Source organism: Acrocarpospora phusangensis, assembly GCF_016862995.1.
Lineage (GTDB): Bacteria > Actinomycetota > Actinomycetes > Streptosporangiales > Streptosporangiaceae > Acrocarpospora > Acrocarpospora phusangensis.
Genome location: NZ_BOOA01000030.1, coordinates 51,545 through 76,445, shown reverse-complemented (window position 1 = coordinate 76,445; position 24,901 = coordinate 51,545). Strand labels below are relative to the sequence as shown.

Annotated in this window: 24 protein-coding genes; 11 read left to right on the top strand and 13 right to left on the bottom strand. The window is 71.8% G+C overall.

Going from position 1 to position 24,901, the window contains the following annotated elements; translation table 11 throughout:
* Nucleotides 1-5 precede the first annotated feature (5 nt).
* Genes Aph01nite_RS19355 through Aph01nite_RS19345 form a run of 3 tightly spaced genes read right to left on the bottom strand, consistent with a single transcriptional unit; the run spans nt 6 to nt 4,407 of the window.
* Nucleotides 6-2,396 (bottom strand): FtsX-like permease family protein, encoded by a 2,391-nt coding sequence (locus Aph01nite_RS19355; RefSeq protein ID WP_204042316.1) that lies wholly within the window; start codon nt 2,394-2,396, stop codon nt 6-8.
* On the bottom strand, nt 2,393-3,112 hold the full coding sequence (locus Aph01nite_RS19350) for an ABC transporter ATP-binding protein (protein ID WP_204042315.1): 720 nt from the start codon (nt 3,110-3,112) through the stop codon (nt 2,393-2,395). Before Aph01nite_RS19350 ends, Aph01nite_RS19355 begins: the two co-directional genes overlap by 4 nt.
* On the bottom strand, nt 3,112-4,407 hold the full coding sequence (locus Aph01nite_RS19345) for an adenylate/guanylate cyclase domain-containing protein (RefSeq protein WP_204042314.1): 1,296 nt from the start codon (nt 4,405-4,407) through the stop codon (nt 3,112-3,114). Before Aph01nite_RS19345 ends, Aph01nite_RS19350 begins: the two co-directional genes overlap by 1 nt.
* A gap of 137 nt (nt 4,408-4,544) precedes the next feature.
* Here Aph01nite_RS19345 and Aph01nite_RS19340 point away from each other — a divergent pair, with 137 nt between their 5' ends.
* Both Aph01nite_RS19340 and Aph01nite_RS19335 read left to right on the top strand, forming a co-directional pair.
* Nucleotides 4,545-5,531 carry a cyclic nucleotide-binding domain-containing protein gene (locus Aph01nite_RS19340; RefSeq protein ID WP_204042313.1) on the top strand — a complete coding sequence of 329 codons (987 nt, stop codon included), beginning with the start codon at nt 4,545-4,547 and terminating at the stop codon, nt 5,529-5,531.
* On the top strand, nt 5,528-6,343 hold the full coding sequence (locus Aph01nite_RS19335) for an MBL fold metallo-hydrolase (protein ID WP_204042312.1): 816 nt from the start codon (nt 5,528-5,530) through the stop codon (nt 6,341-6,343). The genes Aph01nite_RS19340 and Aph01nite_RS19335 overlap by 4 nt, the downstream gene beginning before the upstream one ends.
* On the opposite strand, the gene Aph01nite_RS19330 is transcribed toward Aph01nite_RS19335, so the two are convergent.
* Both Aph01nite_RS19330 and Aph01nite_RS19325 read right to left on the bottom strand, forming a co-directional pair.
* Nucleotides 6,306-6,602, bottom strand: a complete 297-nt coding sequence (locus Aph01nite_RS19330) for a DUF3467 domain-containing protein (protein WP_204042311.1) — start codon at nt 6,600-6,602, stop codon at nt 6,306-6,308. The genes Aph01nite_RS19335 and Aph01nite_RS19330 overlap by 38 nt on opposite strands.
* Before the next feature lie 75 nt (nt 6,603-6,677).
* Entirely contained in the window at nt 6,678-7,301 is a 624-nt protein-coding gene (locus tag Aph01nite_RS19325; protein ID WP_204042310.1) for a DUF305 domain-containing protein, read from the bottom strand.
* A 97-nt stretch (nt 7,302-7,398) separates the two neighbouring features.
* On the opposite strand from Aph01nite_RS19325, the gene Aph01nite_RS19320 reads away from it, so the two are divergent.
* The gene (locus tag Aph01nite_RS19320) at nt 7,399-8,148 is read left to right on the top strand and encodes a thioredoxin-like domain-containing protein (protein ID WP_204042309.1); all 750 of its coding nucleotides are present in this window, start codon (nt 7,399-7,401) and stop codon (nt 8,146-8,148) included.
* A gap of 3 nt (nt 8,149-8,151) precedes the next feature.
* On the opposite strand, the gene ald is transcribed toward Aph01nite_RS19320, so the two are convergent.
* Nucleotides 8,152-9,285 carry an alanine dehydrogenase gene (ald, locus tag Aph01nite_RS19315; RefSeq protein WP_204042308.1) on the bottom strand — a complete coding sequence of 378 codons (1,134 nt, stop codon included), beginning with the start codon at nt 9,283-9,285 and terminating at the stop codon, nt 8,152-8,154.
* A gap of 124 nt (nt 9,286-9,409) precedes the next feature.
* Between ald and Aph01nite_RS19310 the strand changes: the two genes are divergently transcribed.
* A complete protein-coding gene (locus Aph01nite_RS19310) occupies nt 9,410-10,423 on the top strand; it encodes an excalibur calcium-binding domain-containing protein (RefSeq protein ID WP_204042307.1) in 1,014 nt (337 codons plus the stop codon).
* Between the two features lie 159 nt (nt 10,424-10,582).
* On the opposite strand, the gene Aph01nite_RS19305 is transcribed toward Aph01nite_RS19310, so the two are convergent.
* A complete protein-coding gene (locus Aph01nite_RS19305; protein WP_204042306.1) occupies nt 10,583-12,811 on the bottom strand; it encodes a xanthine dehydrogenase family protein molybdopterin-binding subunit in 2,229 nt (742 codons plus the stop codon).
* A gap of 107 nt (nt 12,812-12,918) precedes the next feature.
* Between Aph01nite_RS19305 and Aph01nite_RS19300 the strand changes: the two genes are divergently transcribed.
* The 4 genes from Aph01nite_RS19300 to Aph01nite_RS19285 all read left to right on the top strand — a co-directional run bounded on the left by Aph01nite_RS19300 (nt 12,919) and on the right by Aph01nite_RS19285 (nt 18,983).
* On the top strand, nt 12,919-14,397 hold the full coding sequence (locus tag Aph01nite_RS19300) for a PucR family transcriptional regulator (protein ID WP_204042305.1): 1,479 nt from the start codon (nt 12,919-12,921) through the stop codon (nt 14,395-14,397).
* Nucleotides 14,398-15,003: 606 nt separating this feature from the next.
* Nucleotides 15,004-16,326: a helix-turn-helix domain-containing protein gene (locus Aph01nite_RS19295; protein ID WP_307836786.1), complete on the top strand. Its 1,323-nt coding sequence runs from the start codon at nt 15,004-15,006 to the stop codon at nt 16,324-16,326.
* A 59-nt stretch (nt 16,327-16,385) separates the two neighbouring features.
* Nucleotides 16,386-16,922: a copper resistance CopC family protein gene (locus Aph01nite_RS19290; RefSeq protein ID WP_204042303.1), complete on the top strand. Its 537-nt coding sequence runs from the start codon at nt 16,386-16,388 to the stop codon at nt 16,920-16,922.
* A gap of 63 nt (nt 16,923-16,985) precedes the next feature.
* Complete coding sequence (locus tag Aph01nite_RS19285; RefSeq protein WP_204042302.1) at nt 16,986-18,983, top strand: bifunctional copper resistance protein CopD/cytochrome c oxidase assembly protein; 1,998 nt, start codon at nt 16,986-16,988, stop codon at nt 18,981-18,983.
* A 13-nt stretch (nt 18,984-18,996) separates the two neighbouring features.
* Here the strand turns inward: Aph01nite_RS19285 and Aph01nite_RS19280 are convergent, their stop codons facing one another.
* The 3 genes from Aph01nite_RS19280 to map all read right to left on the bottom strand — a co-directional run bounded on the left by Aph01nite_RS19280 (nt 18,997) and on the right by map (nt 21,552).
* Nucleotides 18,997-20,133 (bottom strand): hypothetical protein, encoded by a 1,137-nt coding sequence (locus Aph01nite_RS19280; RefSeq protein ID WP_204042301.1) that lies wholly within the window; start codon nt 20,131-20,133, stop codon nt 18,997-18,999.
* On the bottom strand, nt 20,130-20,630 hold the full coding sequence (locus Aph01nite_RS19275; protein WP_204042300.1) for a SigE family RNA polymerase sigma factor: 501 nt from the start codon (nt 20,628-20,630) through the stop codon (nt 20,130-20,132). The genes Aph01nite_RS19280 and Aph01nite_RS19275 overlap by 4 nt, the downstream gene beginning before the upstream one ends.
* Before the next feature lie 73 nt (nt 20,631-20,703).
* Nucleotides 20,704-21,552: a type I methionyl aminopeptidase gene (gene map / locus Aph01nite_RS19270; protein WP_204042299.1), complete on the bottom strand. Its 849-nt coding sequence runs from the start codon at nt 21,550-21,552 to the stop codon at nt 20,704-20,706.
* Between the two features lie 41 nt (nt 21,553-21,593).
* Here map and Aph01nite_RS19265 point away from each other — a divergent pair, with 41 nt between their 5' ends.
* Nucleotides 21,594-21,773 (top strand): hypothetical protein, encoded by a 180-nt coding sequence (locus Aph01nite_RS19265; RefSeq protein ID WP_204042335.1) that lies wholly within the window; start codon nt 21,594-21,596, stop codon nt 21,771-21,773.
* 53 nt (nt 21,774-21,826) lie between these two features.
* On the top strand, nt 21,827-22,249 hold the full coding sequence (locus Aph01nite_RS19260; RefSeq protein ID WP_204042298.1) for a CdiA C-terminal domain-containing protein: 423 nt from the start codon (nt 21,827-21,829) through the stop codon (nt 22,247-22,249).
* 4 nt (nt 22,250-22,253) lie between these two features.
* Here the strand turns inward: Aph01nite_RS19260 and Aph01nite_RS19255 are convergent, their stop codons facing one another.
* Both Aph01nite_RS19255 and Aph01nite_RS19250 read right to left on the bottom strand, forming a co-directional pair.
* Nucleotides 22,254-22,919, bottom strand: a complete 666-nt coding sequence (locus Aph01nite_RS19255; RefSeq protein ID WP_204042297.1) for a cyclase family protein — start codon at nt 22,917-22,919, stop codon at nt 22,254-22,256.
* A gap of 1 nt (nt 22,920) precedes the next feature.
* A complete protein-coding gene (locus Aph01nite_RS19250) occupies nt 22,921-23,163 on the bottom strand; it encodes a CBU_0592 family membrane protein (protein WP_239161811.1) in 243 nt (80 codons plus the stop codon).
* Nucleotides 23,164-23,264: 101 nt separating this feature from the next.
* Here Aph01nite_RS19250 and Aph01nite_RS19245 point away from each other — a divergent pair, with 101 nt between their 5' ends.
* A complete protein-coding gene (locus Aph01nite_RS19245) occupies nt 23,265-24,194 on the top strand; it encodes a LysR family transcriptional regulator (protein WP_204042295.1) in 930 nt (309 codons plus the stop codon).
* Here Aph01nite_RS19245 and Aph01nite_RS19240 read toward each other — a convergent pair.
* A complete protein-coding gene (locus tag Aph01nite_RS19240) occupies nt 24,191-24,772 on the bottom strand; it encodes a hypothetical protein (RefSeq protein ID WP_204042333.1) in 582 nt (193 codons plus the stop codon). The two genes, Aph01nite_RS19245 and Aph01nite_RS19240, sit on opposite strands and share 4 nt — an antisense overlap.
* Between the last annotated feature and the right edge of the window lie 129 nt (nt 24,773-24,901).

Genomic DNA, 24,901 nt, shown 5'->3' with positions numbered 1-24,901 from the left:
CGGGTTCACTCCGTCCGCAGGACCTGGGCGGGCCGCAACCGCGTGTACAGGCGGCCCGGCCAGGTGGCCAGCAGGTTGGCGAGCACCAGCGCGACCGGCCCGACCAGCAGCAGGGCCAGCAGGGCCAGCGGCGGCTGGTAGAAGAGCGGCATGTCGTCGGCCACCACCCGCCAGACCATCCGGCCGAGCGCGAAGCCCAGCGGCACCCCGAACAGCAGGCCGGTCAGCGCCAGCAGGGTGGCCTGGGAGACCACGATCACCCGGGCCTGCGGGCGGGTCATGCCGAGCGCGCGCAGCACCGCCACCTCCTGCCGCCTCCGCCGTACGGCGATGCCCAGCGCGTGCCCGACCGCGCCGACCGCCAGCAGGGCCAGGAACGCCGCCAGCGCCAGTGGCAGCGGCCAGATGTCCTGCAGCTGGTTGAGCTTGACCGGTGGCATCGGGGCGTCGAAGGGGACCGTGCCCGCGCCGGCGACCGCGTCCGCGGCGGTCCTGAGCCGGGCCACGACGGTGTCCTCGGCCGCGCCGGGGTCGAAGGCGATCAGGGCGAGATGGTACTTGTAGGAGTCGAACAGGCGGGCGTAGCCGTCCCAGGTGAGCACGCCGCCGTCGTCGTACTCGTTGTGCGAGCCGGCCGGGACGAACCCGATGCCGGTCACCCGGTACTCCAGGCGTGCCAGCGGGCCGTCCAGCGCGACCTTGGAGCCGACGTGGGCGTCCAGGCGGCGGGCGGTGGTCACGGCGAGCAGGGTCTCGTCGGGGGCGCGGGGCACGCGGCCGTCCACCAGGATCTGCTCGATCCCGGTGGCGGGGGTGCGGTAGCCGTACAGGGTGACGGAGATGTCCGTGCCCGCCTGGGCGACCCCGACCTTGGCCTCGGTGACGCCGGTGACGTCAGGGTCGGCGGCCATGGCCGCGACGGCCGCGTCGGAGGCGGGGTTGCTCTCGCCGTTCATGCCCAGGAAGGCCAGAGACTCGTACGTCTCGCCGTGCCTGGACGGGTTGGCGGCGGCGTCGGCGAGGCCGCTGGAGAAGGTGAAGGCGGCCAGCACGCCGAGCACGCCGGTCACCGCGCCGAGCAGGGCGGGCCGCACCGGCACGGCCGTCGCGCCGCGCCCGCGTTCCAGCGCGAACCGCGCGCCGACGAGCACCGGCACCGGGAGCCCGAGCCGCGCGGCGGCGGCCGCCACCATCGACCGGTGCGCCGGCCGGGCGGGGTCGCGGCGCAGGGCGAACCAGGCGTTCGCCGCGGCGGCCGCGGTGACCAGGGCGACGGCGGCCAGCCCGCCGGGGAGCAGGACCAGCGCGTCCACGTCGAGGCCCGGCCCGGGTTCGAACTGCGAGGCGCTGCCGATCGGCATCCAGGCCGAGACGGCGATGGCGAAGGCGACGCCGCCCACCGCGCCGGCGATGGCGGCCACCAGCGGGCCCAGCGCCGCGAGCACCGCCGCCTGCCGCCGGGGCAGCCCGAGGGCGCGCAGGGTGTCGAGTTCGGCCACGGTCGCGGTGGCGTACCTGGCGACGGTCTGGCCGACCAGCACGATCGCGGCGGCCAGCGCGGCGAGGGCGAAGGCGAGCAGCGCCGCGGCCTCGAACCGCAGGACCTGGTTGTAGTCGGCGATGGCGTCGGAACGCCGCCAGACGTCGATGTTGGGGATGCCGGTGACCTTGGCCAGGTTCGTCTTGAAGGCGGGGATCGTGGCCGCGCCGCCGTTCAGCCGCACCAGCGCGTTGACGTAGCCGACATTAGGCGTGCCCAGAAAGTTGTCACGATATTTCGCGAAAACGGCGGGGGAGATCATGACGATCGGGTTGCCGACCGGTTCGGAGTACCACGGGGAGCGGATCACTCCGACGATCGTCGCCTCGATCGACGGCCCGAGCGGCCCCATCGTCGGGTCGTATCCCGTCGCGCTCTGCTCGGGCGTGGGCAGCCGGAAGGTCACCCTGCTGCCGACGCCCTGACCGGTCACCTCGGGGTACGCGGCCGAGACCACGACCTCGTCGACCCGGGCCGGATCGAACACACGGCCCGCCAGCAGCACCGGCCGCTCGATCGTCCGGAGCACCTCGTCACTCGCGGGCGGGAAGTCGCCGTAGACGAGTGGGTTGTCCGTCTTGATGCCGAAACCTGACACCGCGAAGGTCGACACGGCCGCGACCTCGGGCATCGCCCGGATGCGGTCCCAGTCGAAGCCCGGCTGGTTGGGCAGCACCACGACATCCGCGGGGAGCGTGCCGACCTGCAGCCGGTCGTACGCGGACGCGCCGCGGCGGGCCCCCGCCACCGCCGCGAGCACGGTCCCGGTGGCGAAGGCGATCAGCAGCGCGAGCACCGCCAGCGACCGCCAGCGGCGGGGTAACTCCAGGCGCAGCCACACCCACCGCAGGGTCATTCCTCCACCCGGCCGTCCCGCATCCGGATCGAGCGGGACGCTCCGGCCGCGACCTCGGGGGAGTGGGTGACCATGATGATCGTCTGCCCGTCCTCGTGCAGTCGCCGGAACAGTTCGAGCACCTCCAGGCCGCCCTCCGAGTCCAGGGCGCCGGTGGGCTCGTCGGCCAGCAGCAGGCTCGGCTGGTTGACCAGCGCCCGCGCGATGGCCAGCCGCTGCCGCTGCCCGCCGGACAGCACGGCCGGCACCTGCTGGACCCGGTCGCCCAGGCCCAGCAGGTCCAGCAGGTCCCTGGCCCGCGCCTCGGCGGCGCGCCGCTTCATGCCGCCGAGCACGCCCGGCAGCACCAGGTTGTCCAGCGCGGACACCCCGTCGAGCAGGTTGAAGAACTGGAAGACGAAGCCGATGTGGTGCCGCCGGAAGCGGGCCAGCCAGTCCTCGTCCCTGCCGTCCACCCGCTCGCCCGCGACCTCGATGGTGCCGTCGTCCACGCCGTCCAGCCCGGCGATCACGTTCAGCAGGGTGGACTTGCCGCAGCCCGACGGGCCCATGACCGCGACGAACTCGCCGCGGGTGACGTCGAAGTCGACGCCGCGCAGCGCCCGGACCGGGGCCAGTTCGGCCTCGAAGGTCCGCCTGGCCCCGCGGATGCGTACGGCCGGGGCCTCCGCCGCGTCGCCGGGCGGGGACGCGTCGACGGACAGTTCGGTAGACATCAGAAATCCTCCGGGAGGTGGAATGCCACGACAGGGGTGGAACGGCCTTTGACGGCCCGGGGGCCGAGCGGGGACCACGGCCAGGTGTTCTCGGCGGCGAGCACGGTGTTCTCGGCGGCCACGGTCCCCGCCGGGCGGGCCAGGTCCTGCATGCGCTGGGCGAGGTTCACGGTGTCGCCGACCAGGGTGTACTCCACGCGTTCCTCACTGCCGAGCAGGGCCGCCGCCACCTCGCCGGTGCACAGCCCGATGCCCAGCCGGAACGGGGTGTGCCCGTCGCCCGCCCACTCCTCGTTGAGCGCGCTCTGCCGCCGGTGCATGGCGCGGGCGGCCAGCACCGCCGAGCCGGCGTGGCCGGGGCGCGGGTCGGGCGCGCCGAACACGGCCATCACGGCGTCGCCGACGTACTGCATGACCGTGCCGCCCTCGCTCAGGATGGCCGCGTTCATGGCCCTCCGGTGCGCGTTGAGCTGACCGGCCAGCACGGCCGGGTCGGTGTGCTCGGCGATCGAGGAGTAGCCGCGCACGTCCGACATGAGCACCGTCACCGTCAGCCGCTCGGTCCGGTCCAGCCGGTCGGCCAGCAGCTTGTCGGCCACGCCGTGCGGCAGCAGCCGGGACAGCCGCTCGCCCTGCTCGTCCCGGCGCAGGATCGCCGTGTGCAGCATGCGCAGCCGCTTCAGCGCCCCCCTGCGCCCGGCGGAGGCGCCCCTGGCCAGCTTCAGGAACAGCTGCTCCACCAGCGCGTTGACGGACTCGGGGCTGGCCTCGGCGGCGGCCGCGATGGCCTTCACCGAGCGGCCCTCGGCGACCTGCCGCAGCAGCTTCTCCTCGCCCGGCGTCAGCTCGGAGGAGCGCGCGGGGGAGAGCAGGTCCTGCACGATCTGCGGGTCGATCATGGAGCCGCCCGCCGCCACCTCGCGGATCGCCCGGCCCAGCAGCCGCGCGTCCGCGACCCGGTCCTTGAGCAGGTACGCGTAGCCGTCCGCGCCCTCGGCCAGCAGCTTGACCGCGTAGTCGGGATCGTCGTACTGGCTGAGCACCACCACGCCGGTGCCGGGCAGCCGCCCGCGGACCTCCCTGGCCGCGTCGATCCCCTCGTCCTGGTACGTCGGCGGCATCCGGATGTCGGTGACCAGCACCTGCGGCCGCAGCTCCTCCGCCCGGCCCACCAGCTCGTCGTAGTCGGCCGCGACGCCCACCACCTCAAGGGCGAGGTCCCGGCTCAGCAGCGCGCGCACGCCCTCGCGGACGATCAGGTTGTCGTCGGCCAGCAGCACCGTGATGCGATCCACCCCTGCAATGTCCCCCTTCGAGGCGAACCCGGCCTAGAGGGCTAACCCTCCATTGAGCGGTGGATACCGCCCTGCCGCACTATCGGTGTGCTTCCTAGCGTCATTTGCAGACCCCCGAGGAGGCGTAGGAGGCCACGATGCGTGTGCAGTCAGAGGCGACGTCCCTGTCCTGGATTCCGTCCGAGGCGGTGAAGGGTTACACCCGGACCATGTTCGAGGCCGGGATCTCCCACTACGACGACCCGCCCCCGGCCAGGATCGACGACCTGGAGCGGCTGCGCCTGGCCGACCGGTTCCGCTTCGCCAACCGGCTGCACGTCTGGGCCGACTTCGAGGACGGCCAGGTCGTACGGCACGGCACCGACGGCGGCGGCCTGATGGGCTCCACCACGGTCCGGGTCGGCCCGCTGGGCGCGACCTTCGCCGCGATCGGCCTGCCCGACCTGCGCCCGGAGGCGGAGATCGGGGACGGCTGGATCCGGGTCACCCAGTCGGCCGGCGGCCGTACCGCGCTGCCGTTCCCGCGCAAGGCGGCCGCCCTGCCCTTCGCCCGCTGGCAGTCCCCCCTGGTGTGGACCACGCTCACCGTCACCCTGAACGCCGACGGCCGGGGCGAGATCGGCCTGACCGGCGCCAGCCCCTTCCCCCGCCACTGGGTGTACGGCCCCGACGGCGCGCTCGCCCTCAAGGCCGGCGTCACCGACTTCAAGGCGTGGGCCGCGCAGACGGGCACCCCGTGGGGCGCGGAGGACTCCCCGGTCGTGGTCACCGCCGCCGAGAGCGCCCTGGAGCGGGAGCTGTCCCGGCTGATCATGCGCGGCGGCCGCAAACCGCTGGTGCGCGAGCTGGCCACCGGCCAGACCCTGGTCCGCCAGGGCGAGCGCGGCGACTCCCTGTTCCTGCTGCTGGACGGCGTCCTCACGGTGGACGTGGACGGCCGTACGCTCGGCGAGCTGGGCCCCGGCGTGGTGCTGGGCGAGCGGGCGGTGCTGGAGACCGGCCACCGCACGGCCACCCTGACCGCGGTCACCCCGATCCGGGTGGCCGAGGCCACCGCCGACGCCATCGACCGGGCCGCGCTCGAACACCTCGCCGCCGGGCACCGCCGCGAGGAGAACGCGTGAGGCTCCTCCTGCTCGGCGTGCGCGGCTCCACCCCCGCCCCCGGGCCCGAGTACGTCCGCTACGGCGGGCACACCAGCTGCGTCGCGGTGCTGCCCGCCGGGGACAACGGGGACGGCGCCCCGGCGCTGGTCCTGGACGCCGGCACCGGCATCAGGCAGCTGGCCGGGCCGTTCCGGGGCGCGATCCTCCTCAGCCACCTGCACTGGGACCACGTGCAGGGCCTGCCGTTCAGCCGGGCCGTCGACCACCCGGACAGCCGGGCCGAACTGGTCGTCCCGGTCGTCCCGGGAGCGGATCCGCTGGCCACCCTGACCGGGCAGATGTCCCCGCCGCACTTCCCGATCGAGCCCGGCGGCCTGCTCGGCGACTGGACGTTCACCCGGCCGGCTCCCGTGCGCGAGCTCGCCGGGATGACCGTGCGGCAGGCGGAGGTCACCCACAAGGGTGGCGTCACCGTCGGCACCCGGATCGAGCGGGACGGCACCTCGGTCGTCTACCTCCCCGACCACGCGCCCCAGCTCGGCTCGGCCGCCGCCGAGGAACTGGCGGCCGGCGCCGACCTGCTCATCCACGACGGCCAGTTCCGCCCCGAGGAGCAGGCCCTCGCCGACGCGTACGGGCACGCCACGATCACCGACGCGCTGGACTTCGCCGCCCGCTGCGGCGTACGCCGCCTGCTGCTCACCCACCACGCCCCCGGCCGCACCGACGACCAGCTGGACGCGATGGCCAAGGAGTGGCCCGACGTGGAGTTCGCGCGTCAGGGCGAGACCGTCACACCTTCTGACCGGTCTCGCTCTCGTACGCGCTGAGCTGCTGTTCCAGCGCCTTCATCAGCTCGAACACCTGGGCCGGGGGGATCCTGATCCGGCTGACGATCCGGGTGGGCACGCTCAGGTACTGCTCACCCGACGAGGGGTCGTCGGCCAGCCCCGGCGGCCTGGTGATCACCGCGAAATCCAGAACGAACCCATCCTGGGTGTGCCAGACCGAAGCGAAATTGGCGTACTGCCCCGCTTCGACCTCGGCGGAGATGCTCACCTCGAGGCGGCTCTCCGGCTCCTGATTCAATTCTCATCCCTCCGGTCGCTTCCATGGTGCCCTGACCGGAGCATTCCCGCGCGAATGACCGCGAACGACACGCGCTCACTTGAGTATCGACGGCAGGGGCTGCCCGCCGCGCTTGGCGAGCATGTCCTTCATCAGGTTGATCTCGGCCGTCTGGCCGTCCACGATGTGCTGCGCCATCGTGCGCACCTCACTGCGGCTGGTCAGCTTGAGCACCCCGCGCGCCATGTCCACGCCGCCCTCGTGGTGGCGGATCATGAGCTGCAGGAACAGCACCTCGCCCGCGACGCCCGTGGCCGCCCGCAGCTTCCTCATCTCCTCGGGCGAGGCCATGCCGGGCATCACCCCGGGCGTGCCGCTGTGCCCGTGGCCCGACATCCAGGTCATCGCGGGCTGCGTGGAGGTCTGCGGAAGGCCCCACTGGTCCAGCCAGCCCATGAAAATTCCACGCTGGGTGCTCTGCGTGTTGATGATGTCGTACGCGAACGTCCGCAGGTCCTGGTCCGAGCTGGCGTCCCTGGCCACGAACGACATGTCCACCGCCTGGGCGTGGTGAACGGCCATGTCGCGGGAGAAACCGGCCTCGGCGGAGATGTCGCCGGGCGTGCCCGCCCTGCTGACGGTCACGATGATCAGGGCGGCCGCGATCAGGACGACGAGGGCCCCGAGGATCGGCAGCGGGCGGAAGCGAGGGGTGTCCATCACTCACAGGTTACTTGCGCGGGTGAATCCGTGAACCAAACGCCTAGCTATAGCCACTATTCTCCTTACCCATATGTGATTGCGTGATGGAGGGTCGATGACCAAGGAGAAGTCGCAGGCACGGCGTGAGCATCTGGCCCGCATGCGCGCCGAGCAGAAGCGCAAGGAACGCAGGACCGCGTTCCTGATGTGGGGCATCGGCGGCCTCGTCATCGCAATCGTGGTGGGCGCGGTGGGCTTCTACATCATCCGCGAGGAGATGAACAAGTCCGAGGTGGAGAAGGCGGCCGCCGCCGCCGAGGCCGCCATGGAGCCCAAGGTGAAGAACTTCAGCTACTCCGGCTCGCAGCACACCGGCATCAAGGTGAACTACGCCGAGACGCCTCCGGTCGGCGGCGAGCACAACCCGGCCTGGCAGAACTGCGGCATCTACGACCAGCCGATCAACAACGAGACGGCCGTGCACTCGATGGAGCACGGCGCGGTCTGGCTCACCTACCAGCCGGATCTGCCCGAGGCCGACGTGGCCAAGCTGCGCGCCCACGCCTCCTCGGACTACATGCTGCTCAGCCCGTACCCCGGGCTGCCCTCGAAGATCGCGCTGTCGTCCTGGAACCACCAGCTCGCGGTGGACTCCGCGGACTCGCCGGACATCGCCGCGTTCATCCGGAAGTTCAAGCAGGGCCCGGACACGCCCGAGCGCGGCTCTCCGTGCACCGGGGGCGTCGACCAGACGGCCGCCGAGGCGGTCATCCCGGCGACGGCTCCGTCCGCCGAGCCGTCCCCTGCTCCGAGCGCCACCGCCGGCACGGACGCGCCGGTCGCGACCCCGTCGCCGTCCTCCTGACCCTCAGCGGGGTTTCGGGCGCGGTTCCAGCAGTCCTTCCAGGGGCATCCACTCCAGCCCGTGCGCCTCGGCCACGGGCCGGCTGGTGAGGTGCCCCTGGTGCGTGCTGAGGCCGCGCGCCAGCGCCTCGTCCGCGGCCAGCGCGGCCCGCCAGCCCAGGTCCGCGATCGCCAGCGCGTACGGGACGGTGACGTTGGTCAGCGCGTACGTGGAGGTGTGCGGGACCGCGCCCGGCATGTTGGCCACGCAGTAGAAGATCGAGTCGTGCACCCGGTAGACGGGGTCGTCGTGGGTGGTCGGCCGGGAGCCCTCGAAGCAGCCGCCCTGGTCGATGGAGACGTCGACCAGCACGGAGCCCGGTTTCATCCGGCTCACCAGGTCGTCCCCGACCAGCTTCGGCGCCCTCGCCCCGGCCACCAGCACCGCGCCGATCACCAGGTCCGCGTCCAGCACCGCCCGCTCCACCTCGTACGCGTTGGACGCGACCGTCTGGCAGTGCCCCCGGTAGACCGCGTCGGCCTGCCGCAGCCGGTCCACGTCCCGGTCCAGCAGCAGCACCTCGGCCTGCATGCCGAGCGCGATCGCCGCCGCGTTCATCCCGGCCACCCCGGCCCCGATCACCGCCACCTTGGCCGCGTACACGCCGGGCACGCCGCCCATGAGCACACCGCGCCCGCCGCCCGGCCGCATCAGGTGGTAGGCGCCCACCTGGGTGGCCAGCCGCCCGGCCACCTCCGACATGGGGGCCAGCAGCGGCAGCGTCCCGGCCGCGGTCTGCACCGTCTCGTACGCGATGCCCGTCACGCCCGACTCCAGCATCGCCCGCGTGCACGCCATCGAGGCCGCCAGATGCAGGTACGTGAAGAGCACCTGGCCCTTCCGCATCCGGTGGTACTCCTCCGGGACCGGCTCCTTCACCTTGAGGATCAGGTCGCCGTCGGCCCAGACGTCGTCGGCGGAACCGATCAGGACGGCCCCGGCTGCGGCGAAGTCCTCGTCCGCGATGGCCGAGCCCGCGCCCGCGCCCCGCTCGACGAGGACTCGGTGGCCGTGCCGGACCAGTTCGTGCGCGCCCGCGGGGGTGAGCGCGACCCGGAACTCGTTGTTCTTGACCTCGCGTGGCACTCCGACCTTCATAACGGAGCCTTACCCGCGGTTCGGCCCACGACCGGGGGGCAGTCTGACAGGAGTTGCGAGCGCTTGGTGACAGAATGTCATCCGATTACCGTGCCTTGGCAGACCTCGATAGGCTCTGCGGGCGATGGCAGGGATCGAGGTCGGGATGTACAACACGCCGGTGCCGGGGGCGGCCGAGCCCGTACCCGACCACGGCACCACCACGCAGGCGGCCACGGAGCCGGGCGCCGGCGGCGGCGGAGCTCTGGTCGGGCCGATCGGGACCGGCTCGCAGCCGAGCGGGCCGCCGCAGGCCACCAGGCGCACCACCGTGGCGTTGACCGTGGCGCTGGTGCTGGTCGTGGTGATGAGCGGGGTGCTGGGCACCGTCGCCGTGCTGATGACCCGCAACCCGGACGCGCCGCCCCTGTCCACCACCACGCTGCGCCGCCTGGCCACGCCGCTGCACTTCGCGCCGGTCGACCTGGTCGGTCAGGCGCCCTGCGCGGGGGCCGAGGCCGTGCCCGACGACACCGGGGCCCTCTGCTACCAGCTGGAGCCCGGGGTGACCGTGACCGTGGTGCAGAAGATCGAGTCGGTGGCCGAGCAGGACGGGACCTACTCGGTGCGGGTCGTGCTCGCGCCGGACACCCGCCAGCAGATCGCCGACCTGACCCGGGAGACGGTCCAGCGGCAGCTCGCCATCGTGGTCGCCGACCGCGTCGTGGCCGCGCCCCGGGTGGCCCAGGAGATCACCGAGGACAGCCTGAGCATCGCCGGCTTCACCCAGCAGGAGGCGACCTCCATGCTGGCCCGCCTCAACGGCCCCGCCGCCGTCTCCCCGCCCGCGCAGCAGCAGCCGCCCCCGGTCTCCTCACCCGCCGCTGGCGACCCCAACGCGCCCGCCGCGACCCCGCCCGGCACCCAGCCGGGGGGAACGACGACCGGCCAGCCCCTGGTTCCCCAGGCGGGCGACACCCCCGCCGGCACGACCACGGGCGGCACCACCGGAGCCGCCGGCAACGAGACCCGCTACGCCAGCTGCCGCGACGCCATCGCCGCCGGCGTCGGCCCCTTCCACAAGGGCATCCACCCCCAGTACAACTGGTACGTCGACAAGAACGGCAACAACATCGCCTGCGACCCCGGCGACCTCTAAACGTCGGCAGGACGAACCCGGTTGCTCTCGACACCCTCGCGATGAGAGGCGTCACCTGCGCAGACAAGCGTCGATCAGCATGAACCGGCGGCCCCTCTGGTGCCGGTGCGGCGCGTCACCTGCGTGAACGGCGCCGGATATCGGCGAGAAACCGACGCGTCAGACTTCGGCGGGCACGGCCAGGGCGATGTCGTCCGGCCGGATCGGCACCCTTGCCAGCGGCAGTCCCGTCGCGTCCCGCACGGCGGCGGCGATGGCGGGTGTGGAGGAGAGCGTCGGCGGCTCGCCCGCGCCGCGCAGCCCGTACGGCGCGTGCGGGTCCGGGTTCTCCAGGATCGACAGGCGCATCGGCGGCATGTCCAGGATCGTGGGGATCAGGTAGTCGGTGAACGAAGGGTTCAGCACCTTTCCATCCCTGACCTGGATCTCCTCCATCAACGCCAGCCCGAGCCCCTGCGCGGACCCGCCGTGGATCTGCCCTTCCAGCGCCAGCGGATTGATGATCCGCCCCACGTCCTGCACGGCCGCCAGCTCCACCACCTTGACCAGGCCCAGCTCCACGTCCACGTCCACCACCGCGCGGTGCACGCACAGCGCCAGCTGCGTGTGCGAGTCCCCCTGCCCGGTCACCGGATCCATCGGGAAGGTACGCCGATGCCGGTACTCCCGGGTCTCCTCCACCGGCCCGTCCGCCAGCACCTCCGCCAGCGTCCTGCCGCCCTCCCGCAACCGGTCCAGCCGCTCCCTGACGGCCTCACAGGCCACCTTGACCGCCCCGCCCGTCATGTACGACTGCCGCGACGCCGACGACGACCCCGCCGAACCCACGGACGTGTCCGCCGGAACGATCGTCACCCGGTCGATGCCCAGCTCGGTCCTGGCGATCTGCGTCTTGACCATGATCAGCCCCTGGCCGACCTCGGCCGCCGCCGTGTGCACCAGCACATGCGGCTCGTCACCGAGCAACTCCACCCGGACCCGCGCGGTGGAGTAGTCGTCGAACCCCTCCGAGAAGCAGATGTTCTTGATGCCCACGCCGTACCCGACACCCCGGCGCACTCCCTCGCCGTGCGTGGTCTGCGCCACCCCGCCGGGCAACTCCCGCAGATCGGAAGAACCCGGGCCGGGCATCGGCATCGCGGCCAGCTCCAGCAGCATCTCGGCCAGCGGCGCGGGCGTGTCGATCACCTGCCCGGTCGCCAGCCGCGACCCCTGGGAGACCGCGTTCCGCACCCGGATCTCCACGGGCGACAGCCCGCACGCCTCGGCCAGCCGATCCATCTGCGACTCGTACGCGTAGCACGCCTGGACCGCGCCGAAGCCGCGCATCGCCCCGCAGGGCGGGTTGTTGGTGTAGGTCCCGTACGCATCGATCCAGACGTTGTCCACCTCGTACGGCCCCACGCCCAGCGAGGCCGCGTTGCCGACCACGGCGGGCGAGGACGAGGTGTACGCGCCGCCGTCGAGGACGATCTCGGCCTTGACGTACACGAGTTCGCCCTCGGCGGTCGCGCCGTGCTCGTAGCGCATCCAGGCCGGGTGCCGGTGCACGTGGCCGAAGAAGGACTCCTCCCGGCCGTACACGATCTTTACGGGTTTGCCGGTGCGCAGGGCCAGCATGGCGGCGTGGATCTGCATGGACAGGTCCTCGCGGGCGCCGAACGCGCCCCCCACGCCGGCCAGGGTGAGGCGTACCTTCTCCTTGGGCAGGCCGAGGCAGGGCGCGACCTGGTCCTGGTCCACGTGCAGCCACTGGGTGGCGATGTAGAGGTCCACGCCGCCGTCCTCGGCGGGCACGGCCAGGCCGGACTCGGGGCCGAGGAAGGCCTGGTCCTGCATGCCCACCTCGTACTCGCCGGTCACCACCACGTCGGCGGTGAACTCGGAGCCGACCCGGACGGGCTGGTGGCGGACCACGTTGCCGTGCGGGTTGACCTGGGGGCAGCCGGGGTCGAAGGCGGCGCGGCGGGGGTCGGTGACCGCTTCGCGCAGGCCGTACCCGACCTGGATGGCGTCGGCGGCGCGGCGGGCCGTCTCGGGGTGGTCGGCGGCGACCAGCGCGACCGGCTCGCCCTGGTAGCGGACCTGGTCGATGGCCAGGACCGGCTGGTCCTTGTGTTCCAGGCCGTAGAACTTCGCGCCGGGGACGTCCTCGTGGGTGAGCACCGCGTACACGCCGGGCATGGCCAGCGCGGGGCCGATGTCGATGGACTCGATCCACGCGGACGGGTGCGGGCTGCGCAGGGTGGCGCCCCAGAGCATGCCGTCCAGCCACAGGTCGGAGGAGTAGGCGAACTCACCGGTGACCTTCAGCGTGCCGTCCGGGCGCGGCACGCTCTGGCCGACGCCCTGGACCGCGCTCCGGCTCTGTCCCGTGGCAATACTCATAGGGCGAGTACATCAGCCCAGGTCACGGAGGGGCCATGGGCGCGGCCATGAAACGCGGGACCGGGCGGAGCATACCCCTTGTAGATTCGTCCAAATAGTCTGGGCTTGTGCAGATAAGCGATCTCCTGGCTCTCGACGATCTGCGGCTCATCCTGCTCGCCGGCGAGACGCACGCCGAGATCACCGGCGCGCTCGTCACCGACCTGCCCGACCCCGGACGCTACCTGTCCGGCGGCGAGCTGGTGCTGACCGGGATGATGTGGCGGCAGGAGCCCGCCGACTCGCGCCGGTTCGTCGACATCCTGGTCCGCGGCGGGGTGTCCGCGCTGGCCGCCGGGGACGCCCGGCTCGGCCACGTCCCCGGGGACCTGCTGGAGGCCTGCCGGGAGCGCGGGCTGCCGCTGATCGAGGTGCCCGTCGAGGTGTCCTTCGGCGCGGTCACCGAGGCCGTCACCCGCCGCCTGGCCGGAGCCCAGGCCGGCGACCTGCGGCGCGCGCTCGGGCGGCACCGGCGGATCGTGGCGGCCGTGGCCGAGGGCGCGGGCCTGACCGAGCTGTGCGCGCTGATGGCCGACGAACTGGACGTCACCGGCGCGGTGGTCTCCGCCGCGGGCGCCCTCATCGCGGGTTCGGTGCCGGACGCGGACGTGGCCCGGCTGGCCGCCGCCTTCCTCGGCGCCACGCGGCTGCCGCTGGTCGTGCCGGGGCCGTACACGATCTTCGCGGTGGACCGGGCGCACCGGGCCGCCGGGTGGGCCCTGGTCTGCGGCGGCGAGCTGGACCCCGAGATCGGGTACGAGCTGGCCTCGTGCGTGGCGCTGGAAAGGACCCGGATGGAGGGGGGCCGCCGAGTCGAGCGTCGGCTGGCCGAACAACTGATCGCGCTCGCCGCCGCGGGGAGCGCCGACCTGTCCGAACTCTCGGCCCGGCTCCGCACGTGCGGCATCGACGCGGGCGAGCCGTACGCCGTGATTTCCGCCACAGTGGCCGATCCCGGGGCCGATCCCGCCGTGCTGGGCGGGCAGGTGGTGGAGGAGCTGATGGACCGGCGGGTGGTCGCCGCCGCCGCGGCCGACGGCGCGTTCGCCCTGGTCCCGCTCAGGTCGGGTACGGCCGACACGGTCGCCGCCGCCCTCACCGCCCGGGTGGCCGCGCTCGCGGGTGTCGCCGTGTCCGTGGGCGTCAGCGCCGGCCTGACCGGGCCCGCCGCCATCCGCGGCGGCGTGGAGGAGGCCGGGTACGCGCGGCGGATGGCCGAGGCGCGCGGCGGCGGAGTGGTCACCAGCGCGGAGATCTATACGCACGCGTTGCTGCTGGCCACCGTTCCCGGCGACGTTCGCCGATCATTCTCGGAACGGTTGCTGGCGCCGCTCTTCGCGTATGACAGAAAACATCAGGCGGATCTTGTAAGGACGCTCGGGACTTTCCTTGATTGTGCAGGTTCCTGGAACAGTTGTGCTGAGCATCTGCACGTGCATGTGAACACGGTCCGATATCGCATCCGGCGAGTAGAGGAATTGACTGGAAAAGATCTTTCCGCCATGGCGGATCGAGTAGACCTTTATCTCGCTCTGCGGGCGTCCTGAATTCGAATTCCCGGAGAAATTCCAAGAACTGGTGACCCCACGTGTTCGGACGGTAACAGAATGTGCCCGAAAGGCTTCCTGACAACAGTCAGGCGGCGCTCTCTGGAATCTTCCAGAAAGCGCCGCCACAATGGAGTCGACTACCTTGTCATGTAGGTCCGAAAGGGGGTGGCCGCGAAGTCTTGTCGAGAGAGAAGCGGCTTGGCCCCGTACGGACCCCGGGTTCCGGTCGGCCTCCGGCCGCCGCGCTCTAGGCGGCCTTGGTCAACCACAACCATGTACGTCTCTCCATATGTCCGGCACAGGTGCCGCGCCGGTGTCCGATGTCGGACAGGTTGGCGTTCCTCCGTACGGAGGTTCGCGGTCGTTCTTCGTGCCCGACTGTGCTCTGAGCTGCACCCGAGCACCCCGGGCCGACCCTCCTCCACGTGCTGCGTGCGTAACGAATCAGCAGCAGTGGAAGGCTGGCATCTGCATGCGGGGAGACGGAGCGGCGCCTGCAGTCGTAACATTTGACCAGACAGCCACTCCGGCTGCGATCAAAACAGCTAAGACAGCTACGGCGAGGCGGCGTTTCATGGGGGGTTCTCCCGTCGATGTTTGGTTGTGGGGCCTACATCTTCTCAAGGGGTGCACGTGACCAGTCAAGATTTGGTGGGTCAGCGGATAAAAACAATCCGTCGCCAACGCGGTCTCTCTCAGGCCCAGCTCGCCCATCCCGAATTGTCAGACTCATACGTCTCACTCATCGAGAGTGGTAAGCGTACGCCAACTCCCGCTGTTTTGGAGCTGCTTGCGCAGAAGCTCGACTGTTCGTTGACGTACCTTGTCAATGGTGTCACGGCCGAGCAGATGGAAGAGCTCGACCTCGGTCTGAGGTTCGCGCGGATGGCGCTGGAGAACGGTGAGTTCATCGAGGCGCGCCGCCGGTACAGCGAGCTCATGGAGGACAAGAGCATCCTCGGTCTGGCCACGCTCCGGCAGGACGCCGAGTTCGGCTACGCCCGCTCCCTAGAGGCGTGCGGGCAGCTCGACGAGGCGATCAGGGTGCTGAGTTCCCTGCTGGACACGGACAAGGAATCCCAGTCCCCCTCCCGCCGGGTGGCCATCGCCATCGCGCTCTGCCGCTGCTACCGGGAAAGCGGTGACTTCCAGAACGGTGTCCATGTGGGCGAGCGCCTGCTCGGTGAGACCGCCCGCCCGAACTGGAACGACGACCTGATCGAACTCGGCGCCACCCTGCTCTCGGTCTACATCGAGCGCGGCGATCTGCTCAGGGCCCGCCAGTTCGCCACCGAACTGCTGTCGGCGGCCGAGAGCCTCGGCACGCCCCGCTCCATCGTCGCCGCCTGCTGGGAAGCCGCCATGGCCGCCGAGCAGGTCGGCTTCGGCGAGGAGGCGATGTCGCTCATCGAGCGCGCGCTCGCCATCCAGTCCGAGACCGGTGGCCCGCGTAACCTGGCCCGGTTGCGCGGTGCCTACGCGAAACTGCTGCTCCAGGTGCGCCCCGCCGAGGCCGAAGCCGCTCGCGACCTGCACCTGCGCTCGATGCGCGGGCTGAAGGAGTCCTCCGCCGGGCTGGGCGACATCACCCTCGGCTCGATCTTCCTAGCCCGCGCCGAACTCGCCCTGGGCAACCTGGACGCCGCTCTCGAGTACGCGCAGCAGGCCCTCGGCCTGGTCGGTGAGAGCAACCACACGCTCCACTCCGAGGTGCATCTGGTGCTCGGGCAGATCTACTACATGCAGCGCAGGGACGCCGACTGCAGCAGCGAGCTCTCGGTGGCCGGTGAGTCGCTCAAGCACCTTTCCGCCACCCGCAAGGTGGCCGAGAGCTGGCAGCAGACCGCCGACACGATGGCCCAGCTGGGTGACCACGATGCGAGTGTGGAGGCTTACCAGCGTGCGCTCTCGTGTGTCGGGCTCTGAGTAAGAAGGTGGCGGGCGAGGTAGGGAGCAGGCGTACACGTCGGTAGCCTGGGGGCGCCATGAAGATTCTCCCGGTCTCCGCCGCGTCGGCCTTCCTCGCCGTCCTCCTGCTCGGCACGGGTCCCGCGTACGCGCACACGTCGCTGCTGACCAGTGACCCGCTGCGGGGCGCCCAGGTCGAGGCGCTCAGGAAGGTCACCCTGGAGTTCACCGAGTCGGTGCGCTTCCCCGTCGTGATCGTGACCGGCCCGGGCGGGCTGCGTTACGAGGACGGCAAGCCCCAGGTGCGCGGCCCCAAGGTGCTCCAGGACGTCGGCCCGCAGTTGCCCGGCGGGGCGTACACGATCGCCTACCGGGTCGTCTCCAGGGACGGCCACCCGGTCGAGGGCGAGATCCCCTTCCGCCTGACGCCGCCCGCGACGCCGGGCGGCCCTTCGGCCGCCCCGGTGGCCGCGGCCCCTTCGGCGGAGGCGGAGCCGAGTCCGGAGGCGCAGGCCGCCGAGTCGCCGGCCGTGCCGGCCTGGGTGTGGATCGTGGTGTTCGGGCTCGCCGGCATCGGCATCGGGATGGCCTTCAGCATGCGGAAGAAGCCGTGAGATGTTGACGATCATGGCGGGGCGGACTGTGATGGCGGTAGCCGTACAGGCCGGAGGCCGGGGATGAACAGAACGGTGCGGCTCGCGGTGGCGGGCGTGTGCGCGGCCATCGGGGCCTTGGTCATCGGCATGGTGGCGGGTGGCGCGGCGACGCCCCGGGTCATTCCGGGGTTGCCGGACGAGGGCGCGCTGACCCGCTGGATGGTGCCGATCTCGAAGCTGTCCATGGACGCGGCGGGTGTGCTGACCATCGGGCTGCTGCTGATGGCGGCGGCGCTGCTGCCCAGCGACAAGGGCCTGCTGGGCAAGGCCGCGCTGGGTTACGTGAAGGCGGCGTCGTGGTCGGCGCTGGCCTGGACGGTCGCGGCGGCGTCCACGCTGGTGTTCGGGCTGTCGCAGTCGATGGGGCAGCCGATCGGGGTGATCCTCGGCGGCAACGAGCTGACCAGCTACGCCAGCCAGACGCCGCAGGGCATCGCGCTCACCCTGGTGGTGCTGTTCTCGGTGTCCATCGCCCTGTTCGCGCGGGGCGCGATCACCGTCGGCGCGGCCGGCGCGCTGCTGGTGTTCGCGCTGGCCACGCTGCTGCCGCCGGCGCTGACCGGGCACTCCTCCTCCTCGCCCAACCACGGCCTGGCCACCACCTCGGTCGCCTTCCACCTGCTGTTCCTGGCCCTCTGGGTGGGCGGCCTGGGGCTGCTCTGCGTGCACGCGATCAGGTCGGCCGACAAGCTGCCGGTCGCCGCCGAGCGGTTCTCCCGGATGGCGCTGTGGTGCTTCGCCGGCGTCGGCCTGTCCGGCCTGGCCAGCGTGCTGGCCCGCCTCGCCTCCGTCGAGGCCCTCTTCACCTCCGCGTACGGGCTGCTGCTGGTGGCCAAGCTGCTGGCCTTCGGCGTGCTGGGCGTCGTCGGCTGGTGGCACCGGGGCCGTACGCTGCCGCAGCTGTCCGCCGGGAAGCCGGGCGCCTTCCTGCGGCTCGCGCTCGGCGAGATCATGCTGATGGCCGCCACGGTCGGCGTCGCCGTCGCGCTCGCGCAGACCGCGCCGCCCCCGGTGGACGTGCCCACGGACCGCGCCTTCGACCTGCTCGGCTACGTGGTGCCGCCGCCGATCTCACTCGGCAACCTGGCCACCCTGTGGTGGTTCGACCTGTTCTTCGCCGTCGTCGCGGGCCTGCTCGGCGGCCTCTACCTGGCCGCGCTGGTACGGCTCTCGCGCCGCGGCGACCGCTGGCCCGCCGGCCGTACGGCGGCCTGGTTCATCGGTGTGGTCATCCTGGTGCTGGCCACCCAGAGCGGCGTCGCCCGCTACGCGCCGGTCCTGTTCAGCGTGCACATGACCGAGCACATGATCCTGTCCATGCTGGTCCCGATCTTCCTGGTCCTGGGCGCGCCCGTCACGCTGGCCCTGCGCGCGCTCAAACCGGCCGTCCGGCGCGGCGACCGGGGCCCGCGGGAGTGGCTCACGGTCATCCTGCACAGCCGGGCGATGCGGGTGATCGCCCACCCGGGCATCGCCACCGCCCTGTTCATCGCCTCCACCTACGCCCTCTACTTCACCCCGCTGTTCGCCTCCGCGATGGAGGAGCACCTGGGTCACCTGGCGATGTCCCTGCACTTCCTCCTCACCGGCTGCCTGTTCTTCTGGGTGATCGTCGGCGTGGACCCGGCCCCGGTGCAGCTGCCGCACGTGGGGCGGCTCATCCTGCTGTTCGTCACGATGCCCTTCCACGCCTTCTTCGGCCTGGCCCTGATGAGCATGGGCACCGTGCTGGCCTCCGACTGGTACGACCAGCTCGGCCGTACCTGGGGCGACACCGCCGTCGCCGACCAGAAGCTGGGCGGCGGCATCGCCTGGGCGTTCGGCGAGATCCCCACTCTGATCGTGGTGATCGCGCTGGCCATCCAGTGGTGGCAGGCCGACGACCGGCAGGCCCGCCGCCACGACCGCCGCGCCGACGCGCTCGCGGCCAAGACCGGCGGTTCGGGCGATCCCGAGCTGGACGAGTACAACGCCTACCTGTCCAAGCTGAACCGGCGCGACTCCAACAAGACCGGCTGAGCTTTTCCGCCGGTCACTGCCAGAGCGGGGGGACCGCGGGCTGCGGGTCGCGCCAGAGCACGGTTCCGGCCTCGTCGTAGCCGACCAGTTCGAAGCCTTCCTGATAGATGTCGGTCCCGTGCCGGTACACGCCGGAGAACAGGCTCACGCCGATGCCCCACCGGTCCGGGCGGGCGGTGGCGGTGGCGGTCGTGCCGTCGGGCAGGACCAGGTCCACCCTGGCCGTTCCCGCCTGGGCGATGCCGTACCAGCGGGCGCCTCTGCTGGTCATCGAGACCGGGAACGCGTGACCGCCCAGATCGGTCAGCAGGTCCGCCGGCCTGACCAGGTTCATGCTCATCGGCTGGCCGTTCAGCCGCCAGATCAGCGTCTCGTCGGGGGTCGTCACCAGGGTGACCACCAGGCCGTGCGGCATCTCCTCGGCCGGGCCCACCGGCGGGGCCGTCAACTCGCCGGCCACGGATCCGTGATGCTCGATCCGGTTCACCACCTGGCCCCGCGCGCCGGTGAGCTCGAAGGAGCCGATCGCGGCCAGGCCCGGGACGGTCACCGTCCAGATGCGCCACGGCGTGCCGTCGACGCGGGTCACCGTGCCGGGGATCTTCTTGCCGTCGGCGGCGACCGCGGCCATGGATGTGACGTCGGCATCGGTGGCGCCGTAGTACAGCACCTCGCCCGCGATCACGCTGGTCGAGCCGACTCCGATCGACGAGCGCGCCGCCTCGTCGCAGCCGTAGAAGCTGCCGCCGGCCCGGTTCCGGTTGGCCGTGCAGAAGAGCGTGGCTCCTTTCGCGTCCCGGGCGAACCACAGCAGCATCGGCGCGTCCTCCGAGGGGTCCAGGACGATCAGCCGCCGGCCCAGCGGCGTCAGCCCCGCCATGGCCAGCACGTAGGGGTCCGGCTCCCGCCTGGCCTGGGTCTCCGCCGCCGTCGCCGTGCTGACGTCCCCCTCCGGCCGGTCCCGCGCGACCAGCCCCGCCGGTACGGCTATCGCCACCAGCGCCAGCCCCGCCGCCAGCGACCGGGCCCGCGCCCTGCGCCGCCGCGAACGCGTGATCAGCTGCGCCGCCAGGCCGTCCGGCAGTACGGGCGCGCTGCGGGCCGCGTGGCTGAGCGTCGCGCGCAGCCCGGTTTCCAGTTCGTCGGTCATGGACGGTCCCCGTTCACGGCGATGCGGAGGTCGGCGACGGAGCGGAGCCTGCTCAGGCCATGGGAGGCGTGGCTGCGAACGGTTCCCCGGGAGATGCCCAGCACCTCGGCGATCTCCGCGTCGGACAGGTCCTCGTAGAAGCGCAGCACCAGGACGGCGCGCTGCTTGCGGGGCAGTCCGGCGAGCGCCTGCCACAGCCCGCGCTCGAAGCCGGTGGGCAGGTCGTCGAGGCAGCCGCGGTCCGGCGGGTCCCAGGCCAGCTGCTCACGCCGGAGCCTGCGCCAGGTGCTGATGTGCAGGCGCGACATGATCGTCCGGGTGTAGCTCACCGGGTCCCGCGAGCGCTGGACGCGCGGCCAGGCCCGGTGGAGCCGGATCAGCGCCTCCTGGGTCAGGTCGGCGGCGTCGTGCGGGTTGCCGCTCAGCACGTACCCGTAGCGCAGCAGCGCGTCGCCCCATTCCGCGACGAACTCCGCGAAAGGGTGATCGTCATTCACCAGCCGGGCCTCCTCGCTCTGTCACATGACATACGCGCGGAGGCCCCCGGCTGTTGAATCAGGGCAGTGTGTATCAGGGCAGGGTCAGGATTTCGTGGCCGGTCTCGGTGACCAGGATGGTGTGCTCGAACTGGGCGGTCCGCTTGCGGTCCTGGGTGACGGCGGTCCAGCGGTCAGGCCAGATCTCGTAGTCGATCGTGCCGAGCGTCAGCATGGGCTCGATGGTGAAGGTCATGCCGGGCACCAGCGTGACGGCCAGCGAGGGGTCGTCGTAGTGCGGGACGATCAGGCCGGAGTGGAAGGAGCGGGCGATGCCGTGGCCGGTGAAGTCGCGGACCACCCCGTAGCCGAAGCGTTTCGCGTACGCCTCGATGACGCGGCCCACGATGTTGAGCTGGCGGCCCGGCGCGACGGCCTTGATGGCGCGGTTGGTGGCCTCCCGGGTGCGCTCGACCAGCAGGCGGGACTCCTCGTCCACCTCGCCCACCAGGTAGGTGGCGTCGGTGTCGCCGTGCACACCCCCGATGTACGCGGTGATGTCCACGTTGACGATGTCGCCCTCGTTCAGCACCGTGTCGTCGGGGATGCCGTGGCAGATGACCTCGTTGATCGACGTGCACAGCGACTTGGGGTAGCCGCGGTAGCCGAGCGTGGACGGGTAGGCGTCGTGGTCGCACAGGAACTCGTGGCCGATGCGGTCGAGTTCGTCGGTGGTGACGCCGGGCGCGACGTGCTTGCCCACCTCCTCCAGGGCCTGGGCCGCGATCCGGCCCGCGATCCGCATGAGCTCGATGGTCTCCGCCGACTGCACGTCGGATTCGCCGCGCTTGGGCTCCGGCTTCCCCACATACTCCGGGCGCTCGATGTGGGCGGGAACCTTCCGGGTGGGCGAGATCCGCCCAGGGCGCAGCAGCGTGGTCATGCGGCAAGTCTAGTTGCGCCCTGACGGGGCAGGATGAGGGCGTGAACGAGCAATGGTGGTTCTGCCTGAAGCACATGCGCGTCGAGCCCGACAAGGGCTGCCCGAACAAGGACCGGATGGGTCCGTACGGGTCGGAGGTCGAGGCGGCCAACGCCCTGAAGACGGCGGCCGAACGGAACAAGGCCTGGCGGGCCCAGGATCAGGACGAGGACGACGACTGATCCTTGACCGGAAATAGGGGATTTTTCCGTCTGGTAACTGCGAAGCTGGAGATGTGGGGGACAGTGCGCTGAGCCGGGTGGACGAGCGGGCTCGTCGTTTTTCCGACGCCGAACGGCGCGTGGCCGAGTTCCTGGCCGCGTCCGGGCACGAGGTGGTCGCCGTCGGGGGCACGTCCCCCGGAGCGCGCGGCCGCCTGGGCAACCGTCCCGACGCCCTGGTCGACGGTGTGCCCACCGACTTCGTGGTGCTCGGTGAGGGCGACACGAGCGCCGCCGTCGCCATGGCCCTGAGCCGCGCGGCCCGCCACGCCGACCAGGCGGTGATCGACGCCCGCGGCTCGGGCCTGCCCGCCGTCGCCGCCCAGGACGGCATCCGCCGCTTCCGGGCCGTCCCGCACAGCCGGGACCTGCGCGGCTGGCGCGTGGTCGGCGACGGCTACGACATCAACGCCATGGCCGTCGCCCCCAGCGTCTAGTTCCCTACGTCACGATCGACGTCACGATCGCGTACGCGCGCACCGGGAAGGTGCCCATTCCGGCGATCATGGGCGGTGCCGCGTGGAACCGGAAGCCTGCCGCGGGCAGCGCGCCCAGGTTGGTGAGGTGCTCCACGATCGGGATGCCCGCCGCCAGCAGCGCCGAGTGCGCGGGCCGGGAACCCCGCGGCGGCGTGCTGTCGATGTTGAGCGAGTCGATCCCGACCAGGGCCGCGCCCTCCTCGGCCAGCCAGGCGGCGGCCTCCCCGGTCAGGTACGGGTGCCCCGAGAAGTAGGCGTCCGTGCCGAAGTGAACGTCCCAGCCGGTGTGGATCAGCACCGCCCGGCCCGCCACGTCCAGGCCCTTGAGATGGTCCACGTCCACGGCGTCGAGGCCCTCGGCGGCCACGACCAGGCCGTCCAGGTCCGCCATGCGGTCCAGCGGCACGCCGGTCAGGTCCGGGCCCTCGGCGTACCGGTGGAAGGGGGTGTCCAGGTAGGTGCCGGTGTTGGCGGCCAGGGTGATGGTGCCGATGAAGAACTCGGTGCCCGGGGCGTACATGCCGCGGGACTCCTCGCGGCTGAGGTGCACGCCCAGTTCCGGCCCCGGGATGCCCGGGTAGGTGATCATGCCGGGCGTGATGGGGTGGCTCAGCTCGACCAGGGCCATGTCAGGCTCCCTTCGCCGCGCGGCCGCCCGCGCGCTTCGCGATGAACTTTCCGATGGCCAGCGCGCCGATGCCGGTCCAGACGACGTTGAGGATCACGGAGGGCCAGGCGCCGTGATAGCCGCTGTTGATCGCCAGGGTGAGCGCCCCGCCCAGGTTGATCGCCTGGTAGGCGACCCCGTCGCCGGACAGCCGCGACGTCGTGACCAAGCCGTACCCGATCAGCAGGGCGACGGCCCCGATCATGCCAATAACGGTGATAAATGTAGACATTTGCGTCAATCATGGGAGGGTGCGCTGGTGTAGCACAAGTGAAGAATTCTAAAGTCCAGCGTAAGCTCTGCTTTATGGAGATCGACCCCCGCCGGTTGCGCATTCTGCACGAGGTCGCCCGCAGAGGCGGCGTCATGAAGGCCGCCGAGGCCCTGCACCTGACCCCCTCCGCGATCTCCCAGCAGCTCGCCCAGCTGGAACGCGAGGTGGGCATCGCCCTGATCGACCGCTCCCAGCGCCGGATCTCGGTCACCCCCGCCGGCCGCGTGCTCTCCGCGTACGGCGAGCGCATCGAGGAGCAGCTGGCCGAGGCCAAACACGAGCTCAACCGCTTCACCGAACGCCTGGCGGGACCGGTCACGATCGCCGCCTTCCCCACGGTCATCCGGCACCTGCTGGTGCCCGCCCTGGCCCGGCTGGCGGCCGAGCATCCGATGGTCACCCCGGTCATCCACGAGCTCTACGGCGGGCCCGCCCTCCAGGAACTGCGCCTGGGCGGCGTGGACCTGATGGTCACCGAACGCGACATGCACCAGTCCGCGCCCGCGCTGCCGTCCATGTCCCGCCACCGCCTCTACGACGACGAGTACCGCATCGTCGCGCCGCCGGGGCTCGACCCGCTCACCGAGGTGGCCGACCTCGCCGGGCTGCCCTGGGTGGCGGGCGTGCCGGACCAGTCCTGCGGGCAGGCCCTGGACCGGCTCGCCCAGTTCCACGGCTTCACCCCGCGCCGGGTGCACGTGATCTCCGAGTTCCCGCCGACGCTGGACCTGGTCGCGGCGGGCCACGGCGTGGCGATCGTGCCCACGCTGGCGCTGCTGGACGTGCCGCTCGGGCATGTGGTGATCACCGACATCCACGGGGTGGGGTCGCGGCGGATCGAGGCGCTGACCCGCGTGAGCCGTACGAAGTCGGGGGAGCCGGATCCGGTGCAGGGCGTGGTCATCGAGGCGCTGCGGGCGGCGGCGGAGGAGCTGACGAAGCGGGTGACCGAACTCAGTTAGTCCGGCGTGCGGGGGCCGGTCACGCGGTCGGCCAGGCGGGCCAGGCGTTCGCGCAGGGTGGCGCGGTGGGGGACCTCGGCGGCGGCCATGCTGACCAGGTGCTGGGCGCCGTCGAAGGAGAGCGGGCCGCCGATCGCCGGCACGGTGAGGGCGTCGTGGGCCAGGGACTCCAGGTCGGGGTCGCCGCCGTCCAGGGCCAGGATGGTCGCGCCGGTCCTGCGGGCGTCCTCGACCCGTTCCAGGAGCGGGACGGGGGCCTGCCGCTCCGCGACGATCAGCAGGGTCTCGCCCCGGGTGGCGGCGGTCAGCCGGTCCAGCCCGATCCGCAGGTGCGGCGGCGCGTCCCGGGGCGGCGTCCAGCGGAGCAGGGTCGGGGCCAGCTGGTCCAGGCCGGACAGCCGGGCCTCGTCGTCGAGGTGGGCGGTCAGGTGCCAGGGCTCGTGCTCGGGCGTGCCGACCAGCAGCAGGCCGCCGGGGGAGCGGGTGGCGCGGAGCGTGCGGCCGAAGTCGCGGGTACGGGCCACCCAGTCGGTGGAGGCGAGGGCCTCCCGCAGGAATCTGACCGCGCCGGCGTCCATGCGTTCCATCGTGCCCCAGCTCAGACCGGGTACGGCGGGGTTCCGTGACATTGCCGGCGACGCCTGTCAGATTTTTCCCGCCCGCTGCTCTTGACCGTTCCCTACCGGCGGGTAACCATCAAGCTCACG